The organism is Streptomyces sp. YPW6 (assembly GCF_018866325.1).
Classification (GTDB): Bacteria; Actinomycetota; Actinomycetes; order Streptomycetales; family Streptomycetaceae; genus Streptomyces.
Genome location: NZ_CP076457.1, coordinates 3993426 through 4009535, shown reverse-complemented (window position 1 = coordinate 4009535; position 16110 = coordinate 3993426). Strand labels below are relative to the sequence as shown.

At 73.9% G+C, this 16110-nt stretch carries 8 protein-coding genes, 4 tRNA genes, 1 other RNA gene and 3 pseudogenes; 9 read left to right on the top strand and 7 right to left on the bottom strand.

Annotated elements, in window-relative coordinates; genetic code table 11:
• The first annotated feature begins 289 nt into the window (after positions 1-289).
• The 7 genes and pseudogenes from KME66_RS17750 (at position 290) to KME66_RS17720 (ending at position 4814) form a co-directional block, all read left to right on the top strand.
• Positions 290-361: transfer RNA gene (locus KME66_RS17750), tRNA-Gly, on the top strand.
• Between the two features lie 79 nt (positions 362-440).
• Positions 441-513: transfer RNA gene (locus KME66_RS17745), tRNA-Gly, on the top strand.
• Positions 514-642: 129 nt separating this feature from the next.
• A complete protein-coding gene (locus KME66_RS17740; protein ID WP_216323656.1) occupies positions 643-1674 on the top strand; it encodes an ABC transporter ATP-binding protein in 1032 nt (343 codons plus the stop codon).
• A complete protein-coding gene (locus KME66_RS17735; RefSeq protein ID WP_073228380.1) occupies positions 1671-2501 on the top strand; it encodes an ABC transporter permease in 831 nt (276 codons plus the stop codon). Before KME66_RS17740 ends, KME66_RS17735 begins: the two co-directional genes overlap by 4 nt.
• A gap of 1 nt (position 2502) precedes the next feature.
• Positions 2503-3804 (top strand): annotated as a pseudogene (locus KME66_RS17730) (sensor histidine kinase); the annotation flags it as partial.
• Between the two features lie 290 nt (positions 3805-4094).
• Positions 4095-4715 carry a response regulator transcription factor gene (locus KME66_RS17725; RefSeq protein ID WP_073228378.1) on the top strand — a complete coding sequence of 207 codons (621 nt, stop codon included), beginning with the start codon at positions 4095-4097 and terminating at the stop codon, positions 4713-4715.
• Positions 4716-4738: 23 nt separating this feature from the next.
• Positions 4739-4814, top strand: a tRNA-Gly gene (locus tag KME66_RS17720).
• A 55-nt stretch (positions 4815-4869) separates the two neighbouring features.
• On the opposite strand, the gene KME66_RS17715 is transcribed toward KME66_RS17720, so the two are convergent.
• From KME66_RS17715 to ffs, 7 genes and pseudogenes are all read right to left on the bottom strand, one after another.
• Positions 4870-5784: a phosphoribosylaminoimidazolesuccinocarboxamide synthase gene (locus tag KME66_RS17715; RefSeq protein ID WP_073228376.1), complete on the bottom strand. Its 915-nt coding sequence runs from the start codon at positions 5782-5784 to the stop codon at positions 4870-4872.
• Between the two features lie 175 nt (positions 5785-5959).
• Positions 5960-7414 carry a N,N-dimethylformamidase beta subunit family domain-containing protein gene (locus KME66_RS17710; protein WP_073228372.1) on the bottom strand — a complete coding sequence of 485 codons (1455 nt, stop codon included), beginning with the start codon at positions 7412-7414 and terminating at the stop codon, positions 5960-5962.
• Between the two features lie 481 nt (positions 7415-7895).
• Entirely contained in the window at positions 7896-9632 is a 1737-nt protein-coding gene (locus KME66_RS17705) for a hypothetical protein (protein WP_216323653.1), read from the bottom strand.
• Between the two features lie 587 nt (positions 9633-10219).
• Entirely contained in the window at positions 10220-11470 is a 1251-nt protein-coding gene (gene purD, locus KME66_RS17700) for a phosphoribosylamine--glycine ligase (RefSeq protein WP_216323650.1), read from the bottom strand.
• Positions 11471-11988: 518 nt separating this feature from the next.
• On the bottom strand, positions 11989-12645 hold the full coding sequence (locus KME66_RS34560; protein ID WP_367303647.1) for a hypothetical protein: 657 nt from the start codon (positions 12643-12645) through the stop codon (positions 11989-11991).
• A 103-nt stretch (positions 12646-12748) separates the two neighbouring features.
• Positions 12749-14257: pseudogene (locus tag KME66_RS17695) on the bottom strand (DNA polymerase III subunit gamma and tau); the annotation flags it as partial.
• 127 nt (positions 14258-14384) lie between these two features.
• Positions 14385-14475, bottom strand: an RNA gene (gene ffs / locus KME66_RS17690) — signal recognition particle sRNA small type.
• Positions 14476-14644: 169 nt separating this feature from the next.
• Between ffs and KME66_RS17685 the strand changes: the two genes are divergently transcribed.
• Together KME66_RS17685 and KME66_RS17680 are read left to right on the top strand one after the other, a co-directional pair.
• Positions 14645-14732 (top strand) — tRNA-Ser (locus KME66_RS17685).
• Positions 14733-14979: 247 nt separating this feature from the next.
• Positions 14980-16089: pseudogene (locus KME66_RS17680) on the top strand (mobilization protein); the annotation flags it as partial.
• Positions 16090-16110: the final 21 nt, after the last annotated feature.

Genomic DNA, 16110 nt, shown 5'->3' with positions numbered 1-16110 from the left:
CGGGGTGGGGCGACTGACCGCCCCGTCCTCCCGGCCCGCCCGGCTCCCCGGCCCGTCCGGCGCCGCCCGTCCGACGGAGACCGCCCGGCCCGGCGGACACCGCCCGGCCACCCGGCGCGGACGGTCCGTCAGGCGGCCCCGGACGCCCCGCAGGACGCCCCACCGGGCGGGCTCGCGGGTCCGCCCGACGAGCTCCGCGGGGAGCCGACTTGCGCGACACCCCCGCAGGTCGGATAGAGTCTGGAACACGCCGAGGGGCGAGGCCGCAAAGCCGAATCCCACGCAGCGTGCGGGTGTAGTTCAGTAGTAGAACAGCCCCCTTCCAGGGGGAAGGCGCAGTGTGCAATTCCTGTCACCCGCTCTGCACGACTCTTCTGACCACTTCGTGGGATCAGGTAGAGTGGTGCTCGCTCCACCGGTGAAAGCCGAGTGGTCGCACTGCGGACGTAGCTCAGTTGGTAGAGCGCAACCTTGCCAAGGTTGAGGTCGCCAGTTCGAACCTGGTCGTCCGCTCAGAGGCAAAGGCCCCGATCGTTTTCGATCGGGGCCTTTGGCGTTCCCCCACCACCTCATGACGTTTGTCATGGGCACTGGTGACAGCGCGCACTGCCCGCGGGCCCGGTCCGGCGGAAGCCTGGAAGCATGACCAGCGACGACATGCTCAGCGACCGCGCGAACGGTCCCGTGATCGAGGCGAACGGGGTCCGGCGCCGCTACGCCGACGGCTTCGAGGCCGTGTCCGGGATCTCCTTCTCCGTGGCCCGCGGCGAACTGTTCGCCCTGCTCGGGACGAACGGCGCGGGCAAGACCTCCACCGTGGAACTCCTGGAGGGTCTGGCGGCGCCGTCCGACGGCACGGTACGGGTCCTCGGCCACGACCCGTACCGCGAGCGCGCCGCCGTCCGCCCCCGTACCGGCGTCATGCTCCAGGAAGGCGGCTTCCCCTCCGACCTCACCGTCCTGGAGACCGCCCGCATGTGGTCGGCGTGCACCACCGGCGCCCGCCCCGCCGCCGAGGCCCTGGAGACGGTCGGCCTCACCGGCCGGGCCACGGTGCGGGTCAAGCAGCTGTCCGGCGGCGAGAAGCGGCGCCTGGACCTGGCGCTGGCCCTCACCTCCCGGCCCGAGGTGCTCTTCCTGGACGAACCGACCACCGGACTGGACGCCGAGGGGCGGCGCGACACGTGGGACCTGATCCGGGCGCTGAGGGAGTCCGGCACGACCGTCCTGCTGACCACCCACTACCTGGAGGAGGCCGAGTCCCTCGCGGACCGGCTGGCGATCATGCACCAGGGACGGGTCGTGACGGCCGGGACGACCGCCGAGGTCACCGCCGCGCATCCGGCCCGGATCCGCTTCACCCTGCCCGACGGCGTACCGGCCGCACACCTTCCGCTCTCGCTCCAGGCCGGGGCGGAAGGGCAGCGGGTGGAGATCCGCACCCCCACGCTCCAGGAATCCCTGTACGAACTCATCGGCTGGGCACGGGAGTCGGGCGTGGAACTGCTCGGGCTCGACGCCCGCTCCGCCTCCCTGGAGGAGGCGTTCCTGCAGATCGCGAACACCCAGCTCCGCTCACGGGCCGACGATCCGCGCAGGGCAGGGCCCCGGCACGGATCCGCCGGGGTCGTGGACGGCGGCACCCCCAACGAGACGAAGAAGGTGACGGCATGACCACGCCCACCGCCCTCGCGGACGGCCGCACGTCCCCCGAGCGGCCCCCTTCCCCCTCCGGCCGGTCCGCCTCCTTCCGGCGGTTGAACGCCCTCGCCCGCGCCGAACTGATCCTGCTGATCCGCAACCGGTCCGCGATCTTCGTGGCCCTGGTGCTGCCGATCGTGATGATCTTCTCGATCCGGGCCTCGCTCGAACAGGTCGACCTCGCGGGCACCGGACTCTCCGTCGCGGGCGCCGCCCTCACCGGCGGTATCGGCATCGTGCTGGTCCAGGTCGTCTACATGAACCTCGTCACCGGCTACGTCACCCGGCGCGAGGAACTCGTCCTCAAGCGGCTGCGCACCGGCGAGGTCACCGACCAGGAGATCCTGGTCTCCACGGCGCTGCCCTCCGTGGCGCTGGCGGTCCTCCAGAGCGTGCTGCTCGTCGTGGCGGGCGCGATCGCCTTCGACCTGAGTACGCCGAAGCGGCCGGAGCTGTTCCTGCTGGGCCTGCTCGTCGGCTTCGTGATGATGTCCGCGCTCGCCGCCGCGACCTCCGCGGTGACCCGGACGGTCCAGACCTCGCAGCTCACCACACTGCCGCTGTTCTTCGTCTCGCTCTTCGCCTCCGGCATCTTCGTCCCGCTGGACGTCTTCCCGGACCGGCTCGCCGCCGTCTTCGAGCTGCTGCCGCTGACCGGCGTGATGACCCTCGTACGGCACGGCTGGCTCGGCGGGGTGGAGGGCGGCGACCTGGTCACGGCCGTCGTGGCGGCGCTGGCCTGGACCGGGTTCGCGGTGTTTGCTGTGCGACGGTGGTTCCGCTGGGACCCGCGCGGCTGAGATGAAGGGGCTGAGGGGCGTGATCGGTCGGGTACGGGGCTGGCGGCGCGGCTGGCACGAGCGCAGCAAGCTCCAGCGCATCGACCTCTACACCCGGGCGACGCTCTGCTCGTTGGTCTGGCTGTTCCTGCTGACCTGGGGATTCCTGCCGCTGGGCACGGCCCTCGACCGGGGCGCCTGGGCGGTGGCCATCGGTGCGGCCCTGTTCGCCGTGAACGTCGCCCAGTCCGTGCTGAGCACGGTCAACGTGCGGCCGGCGTTCGACCACTACCGGGGGGCCGAGCCCTTCCCCCGGCGGCGGCTGCGGCTCCCGGCGGTGCTGCTGGTGGCGCTGTCCGGGCTGCTGATCGCCCTCGTGGCGGTGGACGGCCTGGACGACCGGGCGCTGCCGGTGCTGGCGATGGACGTGCCGGTCGCGTTCGCGATCCCGTACGCCCTGCTCGTCCCCGCACGCCGGTTCCTGCTGCACGCGGCGGCCTACATCGCGGCCCTCGTGGCCCTGCTGGCCGCTTTCGGGCGAGCGGGGACCCCGCTGCTGGGCACCGCCCTGACCATGGCCCTCGCCGCCGTGCTGGTGCTCGGTTCGGTACGCCCCAGCGGCTGGAGCCTGTCGGTGATGTGGCAGGCGGAGGAGGCGCGCGACATGCAGGCCCGCCTCGCGGTGGCGGAGGAGCGGCTGCGGTTCGGCCGGGACATGCACGACGTGCTGGGCCGGAATCTGTCGGTGATCGCCCTGAAGAGCGAGCTGGCGGTGGAGCTGGCCCAGCGCGGGAACCCGGCGGCGGTGGACCAGATGGTCGAGGTGCAGCGGATCGCACGGGCCTCGCAGCAGGAGGTCCGCGATGTCGTACGCGGCTACCGGGAGGCCGATCTGCCCACCGAACTCATGGGAGCGCGGGGCGTGTTGCAGGCCGCCGGGATCTCCGTCACCGTCGAGGGCGCGGACGGCCCCGCCGGGATCGGAGCTCCGGCCGCCGTCCAGGCGGCGCTGGGCTGGGTGGTGCGCGAGACCGCGACGAACGTCCTGCGCCACGGAGACCCGCGCCACTGCTCGATCCGGCTCGCCCGGACGCGGGACGCGGTGGTCCTGGAGGTCGAGAACGACGGGGCCGGCACTGCGGACCCGCTCGACGGCGGGGGCGACAGCGGGGGCGACGGCGGCGGTTCGGGCCTGGCGGGGCTCCGCGAACGGCTCGGGGCGCTCGGCGGCACCCTCACCGCCGCACCCGCCGGGGACGACCTCTTCCGGGTGACGGCGACGGTGCCGCTCACGGCCTCGGGCCCGGCTCCGGGCGGGCCGACCACGCCGGCCGGCCCCACCGCCCCGGGCGAACACCCCGCCCCGGGCCGGAACGCGGCAGCGGGCGGGAACACCAACCCCGGCGGAAGCACCACCCCGAGCGAGAGCACCACCCCAGGCGGGAACACTGCCCCAGGCGGGACCACCACCCCGAGCGGGACCACCGCCCCAGGCGGAAGCACCACCCCAGGCGGGACCACCGCCCCAAGCGGAAGCACCGCCCCGGCCTCGGCCGGACGCGCGGCTCCCTCCGCCCCCTCCCCCGCCCCTTCCGACCTTCCGGAGGAACAACGATGACCGCCGCGCGGCCCCTGCGCGTCCTGCTGGCCGACGACGAGCACCTGATCCGGGGCGCGCTGGCCGCCCTGCTCGCCCTGGAGGAGGACCTCGTCGTGGTGGCGGAGGCGGCGAGCGGCCCCGAGGCCCTGGCGATGGCTCTGGCGCACCGGCCCGACGTCGCCGTCCTGGATCTCCAGATGCCGGGCGCGGACGGTGTGAAGGTCGCCACATCGCTGCGGGCCGAACTGCCCGCCTGCCGCACCATGATCGTGACCAGCCACGGCCGCCCCGGGCACCTCAAGCGGGCGCTGGCCGCCGGCGTGCGCGGCTTCGTGCCGAAGACCGTCAGCGCCCGGCGGCTCGCCGAGATCATCCGTACCGTCCACGCCGGAAACCGCTATGTGGACCCGGAGTTGGCCGCAGACGCAATCTCCGCCGGGGACTCCCCGCTGACCGCTCGGGAGGCCGAGGTGCTCGAACTCGCGGCGGACGGGGCGCCGGTCGCGGAGATCGCCGAGCGGGCCTCGCTCTCCCAGGGGACCGTGCGCAACTACCTCTCCTCGGCCGCCTCCAAGATCGGTGCGGAGAACCGGCACACGGCAGTGCGTCTCGCCCGCGAGCGAGGATGGGTATAGTAGGCATCGCGCTTCGGCGCACTGCGGACGTAGCTCAGTTGGTAGAGCGCAACCTTGCCAAGGTTGAGGTCGCCAGTTCGAACCTGGTCGTCCGCTCCACGAGATGAAGGCCCCGGACCTTTCGGTCCGGGGCCTTCTCCGTGTCAGCCGGTCGTCACGCCCAGCTGGTGCCGGTCAGCACCTCGAACGCCTCGATGTACTTGGCGCGGGTCGCGTCCACGATCTCCTGCGGCAGCGCCGGGGGCGGCTGCTCGCTGCCGCGGTCCCAGCCGGAGGCCGGCGAGGTCAGCCAGTCGCGCACGAACTGCTTGTCGTAACTGGGCTGCGCGCGGCCGGGCTCCCAGGTGGCGGCGGGCCAGAAGCGGGAGGAGTCCGGGGTCAGCACCTCGTCGGCGATGATCAGCCGCTCGGTCCCGTCCTCGGTGGTCTCGAAGCCGAACTCGAACTTGGTGTCGGCCAGGATGATCCCGCGCTCGTGGGCGATGTCCCGGGCCCGGCGGTAGACGTCGAGCGTGGTGCGCCGCAGCTCGGCGGCGGTCTCCACACCGACCTCGCGGGCGACGTCCTCGTAGCTGACGTTCTCGTCGTGGTCGCCGACGGCCGCCTTGGTGGCCGGGGTGAAGATCGCGCCGGGCAGCTCGGACCCGTTGACCAGGCCCTCGGGCAGGCCGATGCCACAGACCGTACGGGTGGCGTCGTACTCGACGAGCCCGGAGCCGGTCAGATAGCCGCGGGCCACGCACTCGACCTCGACCATCCGCAGGGACGTGCAGATGAGCGTGCGCCCCGCCCAGTCGGCCGGTGCGCCCGGCGGCAGCTCGGTGGAGATGACGTGGTTGGGGACGAGGTCGGCGAGCTGGTCGAACCACCAGAGCGAGAGCCGGGTGAGGACGCGGCCCTTGTCGGGGATCTCGGTCGGCAGCACCCAGTCGTACGCGGAGATGCGGTCGCTGGCGACCATCACGAGGTCGCCCGCCTCGTTCCGGTACAGGTCACGCACCTTGCCGGTGTGCAGGTGGGTGAGGCCCGGAACCTGTACGGGCTCGGGCTTTTCTACAAAACCGGACACGGTGCCTCCGCGTAGATTGATCCAGGAGCGGTTCCGATTGTCCCGTACGCGGGGCGCGGAGCGCGCGCCGGGCCCTCGCGCGCTGCGTGCCGCGCGTCGCACTCGCCCGTCGCGCCCGTCACAGGAACCCCGTCAGCCGCACCCGTCCGTCAGTTGCGCCCGTCAGTCGCGCCCGTCAGTCGCGCTTGCAGATCCGGTCGAGGAGGTTGGCGGTGGCCTGCTGGATCCGGGGGTCGGTGTGTCCGGGGCGGTCCAGGGCCGGGGACCAGGCGAAGGTGCCGGAGGCGAAGACGAGGGCGCCGGAGGGGGCCTGGTAGAGCGAGGTCTCCTGGTGACGGGTGGCGCCCTCGGAGTCCTCGTACGGAGAGTGGGCGAGCAGGATCCTGGTGTCGTGCTCGGGCAGGCTGGTGCGCGGGAAGTAGCGGTCGGCCTCCCCGGCGACCAGGCCCGGGACCTCGTCCCCCTCGACCGCGCCCGTGGCGTCCCAGAGCCAGTGCTCGGCGTTGCGCACGACGAGCGGGCGGGGGTCGGGGACCCGGCCCGCGTACTGGATGCCCAGGAGCTGCTGCTCGGGCCGGTCCACCTCGCGCCACAGGGCAGACTTCCCGGGCCCCCGGCGCTTGCGGCAGGTCAGCAGCCGGTCGGGCGCACCGGACGCGGAGGGGGCGAGGCCCACCTGCCAGTACATGGTGTTGGCGGAGAGGAAGACGAGCGAGGTGCCGGAGTCGCGGGCGCGCTCGGCGGCCCGGCGCATCGGCAGCGACCAGTACTCGTCGTGGCCGGGGAAGACCAGGCCCCGGTAGCGGCTGGGGTCGACGCGGCCCGCGTGCAGGTCGCGGGCGTCGGCGTAGGCGAGGTCGTAGCCGTACCGCTCGGCCCAGCGGATGAAGTCGTACGCGTGCCCCACGTGCAGCGGCAGACCCGATCCGGCGTACGGGCGGTCGAAGGAGATCGTGACCGCGGCGTCCTCCTCGCCGAGCAGCCGCCCCCGCTCGTCCCACGCGTGGTAGAGGCTCGCGCCGGTGCGGCCGTCCTCCGGGTAGAGGTTGTACGCCTGCCAGGTGATGTCGGGCAGCAGGAGCAGCAGATCGGCCGGGTGGTCGTGGCGGACCGTGAAGGGGATGTGGGAGCGGTAGCCGTCGGCGGTGGTCAGGACGGCCACGTACGCGCCGACCGACCAGTAGCTCGGGATCTGGAGCCGCCAGGACATCCACCAGTGGTGGCAGGAGACCGTCCGGTCGGCGGCGAGCGGCGGGGGCTGGACGATGCCGGAGAGCCGCGGACTCGTGGTGATCTTGGCCGCGCCGTCGCCGCCGTAATGCCCGATGCGGTAGACGTCGACGGAGAACTGCTGGGGCGGGTCGACCGTGATGTGGAAGTCGATGGCCTCGCCGGGGGCCGCCGCACCGGGCGAGACGAAGCCCTTGATCTGGCGGTGCACGTCGTCGGCGGTACGGGTGCCGCCGCCGGTGGAGCGGGCGAGGTCGGCGTACCAGGGGACGACCTGGCCGGTGTCGTCGAAGTAGTTCTCACTGCCGCGCAGCCAGGGCAGCGGGCCCTGGCCGAAGGGATCGCTCACCGCGTGCGCGAGAGCACCCGACTCCCACCGGCGAATCTGCTCCGCCCCCATGCCGCGCCCCTCCCTGGGATCTCCCGGACGACTCGGGTGACCCTCCGGACAACTCTGGTGCGCCGGATGTCAGCGCCGATCCCCAGCACATCACATAACGCACGCAGCCCGTCACCCTTCGTCGCGAATTGACGGGAACGGAACCACTCCTTCCGAACAGCGGGCTCCGCACTCCGGACAGGGCGGTACGAGCGGTGGCATCGGCCCTGTACGGCGGCTTCGGGGCTCCGCTCTCCGGCGCGGGGGTGCGAACGCCGGCGTCGGGTCCGTACGGCGCCGTCCGCGTGTTCGGGCGGGGTGCCGTGCGGCCGCGTACGGGGCGTAGCACCCGCGTACGGGGCGTACGGGGTAGCAGCACGCCCGTAGCGCTGTACCGGCAGGGGTGCCGCTGTGCCGTGCACCCGCACACAGGATCACAGCGGCCGGACCGGTGTACCGGGACCGCACGAACGGGACCGCACGAACCGGCCGGCGTACGGGGTCACACCAGCCGGACCGGTTTGTCGGATCGCACCCCCACCTCGGCGAGCCAGGCCAGCAGCGGGTCCGGATCGCCGTCCTCGACGAGGCTGAGGACGGGGTCCGCGAGGTCCGCCCGGCGCGTACCGCCGACGAGCAGCGCGGGACCGTCCAGCCAGTCCAGGCCGGGGGCCGCGCCCGCCGTGTCCACGGCCGCGCAGCACACCATGGCGGCGACGTGGTCGACGAGCAGTTCGGTGCCCGTACGCGGCGGCTGGAGCGGGAAGAGGGGCAGCGGGCCGGGCCCCCAGGCGTCGAGGGGGTCGTCGGCCGGGCCGCCGAACGCCTGGCCCTGACCACCGGCTCCCTGCCCGCCGCCGGGCGCCGGGGCCCCGGCCTCCTCGCGGGCGACCGCGGCGCCGATGCCCGCGGCGAGCGCCTCGCCCGGCCCCTCGGGTCCGCCCGGCCCCGACAGGTGCTCCATGACGCGGGCCAGCGTGGGGACGGCCGGGTCGGCGGCGGATGCGCGGGGAACGCCCAGGGTGTCCAGGACGCGGTGCAGCCGGGCCGCCTCGCTGCGCCACTTCCGGTCGACGACCTCGTCGGGATACTGCTGCCAGTCCACCGGCGCCCAGCCCGGACCGCTCTCGGCGGGGCCGCCGTGGAAGAGCCGGGCGGCGAGCAGGGACGCGGCCTCGTCGGCCGCCCCGGGCTGCTCCAGCAGGTCGCAGGCGGGCCGCTCGCCCAGGCGCAGGGCGAAGCCGTCCGCGAGCCGGTCCCGACGGGAGAGCTCGGTGAGCGCGGAGACGACCCCGGCGTCCAGCCGGGAGGGCCAGCGGCCCATCCGCCAGGCGGGCAGCGCCACCCGGGTGAGCAGCCGGTCCCAGCCGGCGTAGGCGAGACCGACCTGCTCCTGGGCGGCGATGCGCAGCCCGTAGTCGACCGTCTGGGCCCGCAGGGACGCGGCGGCCGCCACACAGCGCTCCATCTCGGCGGCATGGTCCCGGCAGGCCCGCAGCAGCAGCCGGGCGACCCAGCCGGCGAAGGCGAGCGGCGCCCCGCGCACCGGCCCGCGGCCGGGGGCGGCGGCGTCGGCGATCACGGCGTCCAGACCGCGGACGAAACGGCGGGCGGCGGCTATGTCGGGATGCGCGGACGGGCCCGTGCCCGCCACGACGGGGGCGAGGACCGCGCGGAGCTCGGCGACCCGCATCCACCACAGGAACGGCGAGCCGATGACGAGCACGGGAGCGGTGTCCGCGCCCTCCGACGAGGCTCCCAGGCCCTTCTCCGACGACGCTCCCGGCCCCTTCCGGAGCGCGGCTCCCGGGCCCTTCCGGAGCGCGCGGTGCGTCCGGTCCTCCAGCCAGCTATCGCAGTCCGGGGTGAGCGCTATGGCCGAGGGCGCGGGCACGTCGAGCCGGTCCGCCAGGTCGCGGACCAGGCGGTAGAGGTCGGGGGCGCCTTCCTCCGCCACGGGCACGGTCGGGCTCATGGCGGGCCGCGCGCGGGCCACGGCGACGGCGACCAGGACGGACACCAGCAGCACGAGGACCGCCACGCCGAGGACCGTCCACCGCACGGCGTCCCAGGCGGGACCGGCCAGATGCCCCTGCGCGTCCGCCGCGAACAGCACGACGGCGACGGCCGCGGGCAGGATCGCCACGGCCAGGGCCCTGCTGCGGATCCGCAGCAGGGCGAGCGCCCGGGCCTGCGCGGCCCGCGCACCCAGCTCCTCACCCACGTCGGTACCGGACACGGCCGGACGTCACCCCCTCTGCCCTCATCACGGCCCTCTGGGCCCTCGCGGCGGTGTTGCTCACTCCCCCACTGTGGCACCCGTCACCGACATCGCAATGCCGGTGGGCCAAGTGCCGGACCGCTTGCGCCGCACCCTAGTTGGGGGTCCGGCGGCCGTCATCCGGATAGCCCAGCCGTCACCCGATGGAATGGCTTTGGGCAAAGCTGCTGACGTGTTCGCACCCATGGGGCAGGCCAGGGAACGGGCTGGTGGTACGGGACAGCCCCTCGCGCCCGCCGCGTAAGCCGGTGGCGTACGGGGGCGGGCACGCCGGTGGCGTACCCGGGCGGGCGCGAGGGGCTGCGGAGGCGCGCGGACGCAGCTACAAGAGGCGAGGGGGTGCTGGTGAGGGCCGGGCGGGGTGCCGTGACCCGGGGCGGGGGTACCGGGGCGGGGGTAACGCCCCGGGGCCCGACCCAGGGCCCAGGGCCGCCCCGGGTGGGGGCCGCCCGGGGCACGGATCAGCCTGGGCGCCGGGCGAGGACGGCGTGGCCGAGGCGAAGGGGTGCCGCCCCGGGGCCCGGGGCGGCGTTCCCGGGCGCGGGTCAGCCCCGGGCGGCCTTCAGGGCGATGTCCGTACGGTGCTGGGAGCCGTCGAGGCGGATCCGGCCGAGCGCGGTGTAGGCGCGCTCCCGGGCCGCCGTGAGGTCCTTGCCGGTCGCGGTCACCGAGAGAACCCGGCCACCCGCGCTGAGCACCGCGTCGCCCTCGGCACGGGTCCCGGCGTGCAGGACGTACGCGTCGGGCGCATCCTGCGCCGCGACGTCCGCGAGCCCGTCGATCGGGTCGCCGGTCCGCGGGGTGTCGGGGTAGTTGTGCGAGGCGATGACCACGGTGACGGCGGCGTCGTCGCGCCAGTTCAGCGGCGGGAGGGCGTCGAGGGTGCCGTTGGCGGAGGCGAGCAGGACCCCGGCCAGCGGGGTCTTCAGCCGGGCCAGGACGACCTGGGTCTCGGGGTCGCCGAAGCGGGCGTTGAACTCGATGACCCGGACACCGCGCGAGGTGATCGCGAGGCCCGCGTAGAGCAGCCCGGAGAAGGGGGTGCCGCGGCGGCGCAGCTCGTCGACGGTGGGCTGCAGGACCGTTTCGAGGACCTCGTCGACCAGCTTGGGGTCGGCCCAGGGAAGCGGGGAGTAGGCGCCCATGCCGCCGGTGTTCGGGCCCTCGTCGCCGTCCAGGGCGCGCTTGAAGTCCTGGGCGGGCTGGAGCGGCACCACGGTGGTGCCGTCGGTGATCGCGAAGAGGCTGACCTCGGGGCCGTCGAGGAACTCCTCGATGACCACGCGGTCGCAGGAGAGGGCGTGGGCGCGGGCCACGTCCACGTCCTCGGTGACGACGACGCCCTTGCCGGCCGCGAGGCCGTCGTCCTTGACGACGTACGGGGCACCGAAGGCGTCGAGGGCCTCGTCGACCTCGGCGGGGGTCGTGCAGACGTAGCTGCGGGCGGTGGGGACCCCGGCGCCGGCCATGACGTCCTTGGCGAACGCCTTGGAGCCTTCCAGCCGCGCGGCTTCACCGGAGGGGCCGAAGCAGGGGATGCCGGCCGACCGCACGGCGTCGGCGACCCCGGCGACGAGCGGCGCCTCCGGGCCGACGACCACCAGCCCGGCGCCCAGCTCGGTCGCGAGGCGCGCGACGGCGTCACCGTCGAGCGCGTCGACCGGGTGCAGTTCGGCCACCTCTGCGATGCCGGCGTTACCGGGGGCGCAGTACAGAGCGGTGACATCGGGGTCGAGGGACAGAGAGCGGCACAGGGCGTGTTCGCGGGCGCCGCCGCCGATGACGAGGACCTTCACGGGATGCAGCCTAGCCCCCGGGCGCGGGGAGCCCCGACGGGCGCCGGTGGGTGGACGGCCCCGCCGGTACCCGTGGCTGGCCTGGCCGGTACGGGTGGGGGGACGGCCTGACGGGTGCGGGGTGGGCCGCAGGGCCGGTCCCGGGTGGGCCGCAGGGCCGGTACGGGGTGGGCCGCAGGGCAGGTACCGGGGCGCCTGGTAGCCGGGGCCCGTACCGGCCCGGCGGGGCGGAACGCGGTGGGTGGCCGGCGGGCGGGTACGGGGCGCCGGAGGCCGCTGTCCGGCGGGGCGGGCCGCGGTGGGTGGCGGACGGGTACGGGGCGCCCACGAGAGGTGGCGAGGCCGGGGCGCCGCTGGCGGCACGCGAGGGGGGCTCACCGGCCCGGGGACGCCCGGCAGCCGGGGCCGAGCAGCCGCTGTCCGGCGGGCGGGACGCGGTGGACGGCAGGACCGACACGAAGACGCCCGGTAGACGCCCGGTAACCGGGGGCCGGGCCGTCGCTACCCGGCCGGGCGCCTCACTGCTCGTTGGCGAACTCGTCGATCACCGTGGCGCCGAGCTCGCGGACGATCAGGTCGTGGCCGGAGAGCGCGGAGTCGACGAGATCCGGATCGTCGTCCTCCGGGACGTCGTCCTCCAGCGAGACGGAGCGCGGCGGCTCGGCCCCGTACGAGGAGGAGAGCGCCTCCGGTGCCGGCCCGGAGTCCCGGCCCTGCGGCGGCGCGGCGGGAGGCGGCTGCTGGGCCGACGGGCCGGACTGCCCCTGCGGCGTGGGCGCGGACTGCGGCGGCGGGGTGTGCTGGGGCCGGGGCTCGTACGCGACCGGGGCGGCGGGGGCCGCCGGGGCGGGCTGGTACTGCGGAGCGGGACGTCCGCCACCGCCACCGGACGGCCCGGGCATGCCGCCGCCACCGGAGGCGTCGACGACCGCTTCGATGCGCCACTGGGCGTTGAAACGCTCGGCGAGGGCCTGCTTGAGGACCTCCTCGCTGCCGCTGCTCGCGAAGTTGTCGCGGGCGCCCGCGTTGAGGAAGCCGAGCTGGAGCGTCGTCCCGTCGAATCCGGCGACCTGGGCGTTCTGGCTGAGCAGGATCCAGGTGAAACGGCGGCGGTTCTTGACCGCCTCCAGGATGTCGGGCCACATGTTCCGCACCTGGGCGGCGCCCTGGGCCATGTTCTGTCCGCCCTCGGGCGCGGCCGGTGCGGCGGGGGCGACAGGGGCTGCGGCGGGGGTGTGGGTGTGGGGGGGGGCCGGTCCGCTGCCGGGGGCCGACGCGGTGGGCCAGCCACCGGGACGACGGGCCTGCTCCCCGGGTGCGGACCCCGCCCGGATCCGGGGCCCGCGGCGGTCGGCCAGGAACCGGGCCGCTGGCCGGGCTCGGGTGCGGGCGCCGGAGGGCCTGCGGGGCGGGCTCGGCGACGGGCGGTGCGTAGGCGGCCGGGGCGGCGGGCGGTGCCTCGCCCCGTACGACGGCACGGGCGGCGTCCGGACCAGCGGGAGCCACCGGCGCGGGGCCCTGGGGTGCACGCGCCTGGGCCTGCGGCGCGTGGGCGTCCGGGCCCGGTACGTACCCCAGGGGGGCGGCACCGGCGGGCGGCGCGGCGAAGGCGGCGGCATTGGCGGCCGACGCCCCGCGCTCCAGCCGGTCGAGCCGGGCCTGCAGCGACCGCTCGTCGTCGTAGGCGGCGGGCAGCAGGACCCGGGCGCAGATCAGCTCCACCTGGAGGCGCGGCGAGGTCGCGCCGCGCATCTCCGTGAGCCCGTCGTTGACGAGGTCGGCGGCGCGGCTGAGCTCGGCGGCGCCGAAGACGGACGCCTGGGCCTGCATCCGCTCGACGACATCGGCGGGGGCGTCGATGAGCCCCTTGTCCCCGGCGTCCGGCACGGCGGCCAGGATCACCAGATCCCGCAGCCGCTCCAGGAGGTCGGCCACGAACCGGCGCGGATCGTTGCCGCCCTCGATGACCCGGTCCACGACCTCGAAGGCGGCTGCTCCGTCACCGGCGGCGAAGGCGTCGACGATCGAGTCGAGCAGCGAGCCGTCGGTGTACCCGAGAAGAGCGGTCGCCATGGCGTACGTCACACCGTCGTCGCCCGCACCGGCCAGCAGCTGGTCCATGACGGACATCGAGTCACGCACGGACCCGGCGCCGGCACGCACGACGAGCGGGAGGACGCCGTCCTCGACCGGGCTGTTCTCCCGTCCGCAGACATCGGCGAGATAGCTGCGCAGGGTCCCCGGGGGCACCAGCCGGAACGGATAGTGGTGCGTACGCGACCGGATCGTCCCGATGACCTTCTCGGGCTCGGTCGTCGCGAAGATGAACTTGAGGTGCTCCGGCGGCTCCTCGACCACCTTCAGCAGGGCGTTGAAGCCCGCCGGGGTGACCATGTGGGCCTCGTCGATGATGTAGATCTTGTAACGACTGGAGGCGGGCCCGAAGAACGCCTTCTCGCGCAGATCACGGGCGTCGTCCACACCACCGTGGGAGGCGGCGTCGATCTCGATGACGTCGATGGACCCCGGCCCGTTCCGCGCGAGGTCCCGACAGGACTGGCACTCCCCGCACGGGGTCGGCGTGGGCCCCTGCTCGCAGTTCAGACAACGCGCGAGGATGCGCGCGCTGGTCGTCTTTCCACAGCCGCGCGGCCCGCTGAACAGGTACGCGTGATTGACCCGGTTGTTCCGCAGGGCCTGCTGGAGCGGGTCAGTGACATGCTCCTGACCGATGACCTCGGCGAACGACTCGGGGCGGTAGCGGCGGTACAGCGCAAGGGACGACACACCTACGAGGTTATCGGGGCGGACCGACACCCGGCCCCCCACGGCTCACACGGAGGCTTCCACCACAGCTCGCGCCGCCGGAACCCCGGGCCACCGAGCGCTGCCCGGACCGACGCCCCGGAAACGCAAGGACCCCCCACGCACCCGCCAGAGCCAACCTACCCTTGCTGCCTTCCGGCCCTGGGGGAGTTCAGTCAGATAGCGCCACGTGAGGGGCTGACGCCCACCTTAGCGGATCCCCACCCCCTCCGGTCCACCCGCCCTCGACCGCCGCCCCACCTCGCGAGACCTCCGCGAGCCGCCCTCGGCACATCCGCGGACCCTCTCAGGACGATCTCCGGGGATCGTGTTCGCGAGCACCCTCCAACGTCTTGTATTGTTTGCGGCGGAGGATTCGCCTAGTGGCCTAGGGCGCACGCTTGGAAAGCGTGTTGGGGGCAACCCCTCACGAGTTCGAATCTCGTATCCTCCGCCAGTGCCTCACCGGGCACGATGTCGAAGGGCCCCACTGTTCACAGTGGGGCCCTTCGACATGCGTGGTCTCAGTTTTGGTCTCAGTTGCGCGGGGCGGAGCACCCTGGACCTCGACGGACAGACTTCGGCTGCTCTCTGCCAACGATCAGAGCAACCGAGGTCGTGATCGTCGATCGCATCGAGACCATCCTCCTGGGCGACCCGCATAGGGCTCCGCGGCAACGTGCATGGCTGCAGCAGCCCAGGCCCGCACCGCCCGCGAACACCTGCGCACCACGGTACGCACCGCCGTGGCTGCCGCCACCAGCACCGAGGATTTCCTGCACCTGCTGGAGCGCACCAACGGCATCCTCCTCGACGTCAAGCACTTCCCGTCCGGCGACGTACGCGGCTACACCGTCGCCCTCCAAGGCGACGCCAACGCCAAGCAGGAACCAATCTGGTACTCAGGCTCCGGGCTCTCGCCGGACCTGTCCTTCCCCAAGATCCGAACGCGTCTCGAAGCTACCGAACAGCAGCAAGACCCGCGCAAGACCAACCCGTGGCATCAAGCCACCGCCGCTGCGGAACGCATCCCTCACCGCCTTGAGCACGGTGATGACGCATCTGCTCAGGCCCATCTGGCCGCCTTCGGTGAGGCCCTCGACGCCCTGCCGCTCCTCGCACCCCGAGGTGTCCAGCCTGATCTTCATCAGGCTGCGGAGGCGTTCGAGCGCGCCACCCGCTCCCGTATCCAGGCCGAGCACCAGCACGCCCGCGCCCTGCGCGGCGCTGTAAGGGCCATGGTCCACGAGCCCGCCCCCAGGGACGGCGCTCTGCTGGCGATGTTCCTTGACGCAGCGATCCTCGCTGTCATCGCCGCCGCGCGCTGGCGCCAGCTCCGCCATCACAACCAACAGACGGCCGCAGCCCACCAGGCCCTCATCCATCTGCAAGCCGCCTACGAGCAGGCGGCCGTCACGCCTCTGACCGTGCTCGCCCAGCGCCGCCCACCCCAGCAGGTGGTGGAGCGACACGTCCTCCTCATCCAGCAGACCCTGCCCGAACACGCAGAACAGATCCTGAAGGATCCCGCCTTCGACGCATTCGCAGCCGTCCTCGCCGACGCCGAGAAAACCGGACACGACCCCAAACAGCTCCTGCTGCAGGCCGCCGACCAGCGGGCGCTGGACGATGCCCGGCGTCCCGCACGCGTCCTGACCTGGCGCCTCGAACGCATCAGCGCGAGGCCGGTGCCCAGTGCCCGCGCCCGTGCGGCACTGGCACGAAGCACAAGCCGGCGCCCGAGCACTCCAGGGCGGCCACCACTGGCCGCTCCACCCGCTCAGCCACAACCGTCCCGGACCCGACGGCGCTGATCACGACCGCATGGACGCGAC

Excerpts from the sequence above, each read along its gene's own strand:
- KME66_RS17735 (WP_073228380.1), top strand. The coding sequence starts at position 1,671 with ATGACCACGCCCACCGCCCTCGCGGACGGCCGCACGTCCCCCGAGCGG.
- KME66_RS17710 (WP_073228372.1), bottom strand. The coding sequence starts at position 7,414 with ATGGGGGCGGAGCAGATTCGCCGGTGGGAGTCGGGTGCTCTCGCGCAC.
- KME66_RS17725 (WP_073228378.1), top strand. The coding sequence starts at position 4,095 with ATGACCGCCGCGCGGCCCCTGCGCGTCCTGCTGGCCGACGACGAGCAC.
- KME66_RS17740 (WP_216323656.1), top strand. The coding sequence starts at position 643 with ATGACCAGCGACGACATGCTCAGCGACCGCGCGAACGGTCCCGTGATC.
- KME66_RS34560 (WP_367303647.1), bottom strand. The coding sequence starts at position 12,645 with ATGGCCCAGGGCGCCGCCCAGGTGCGGAACATGTGGCCCGACATCCTG.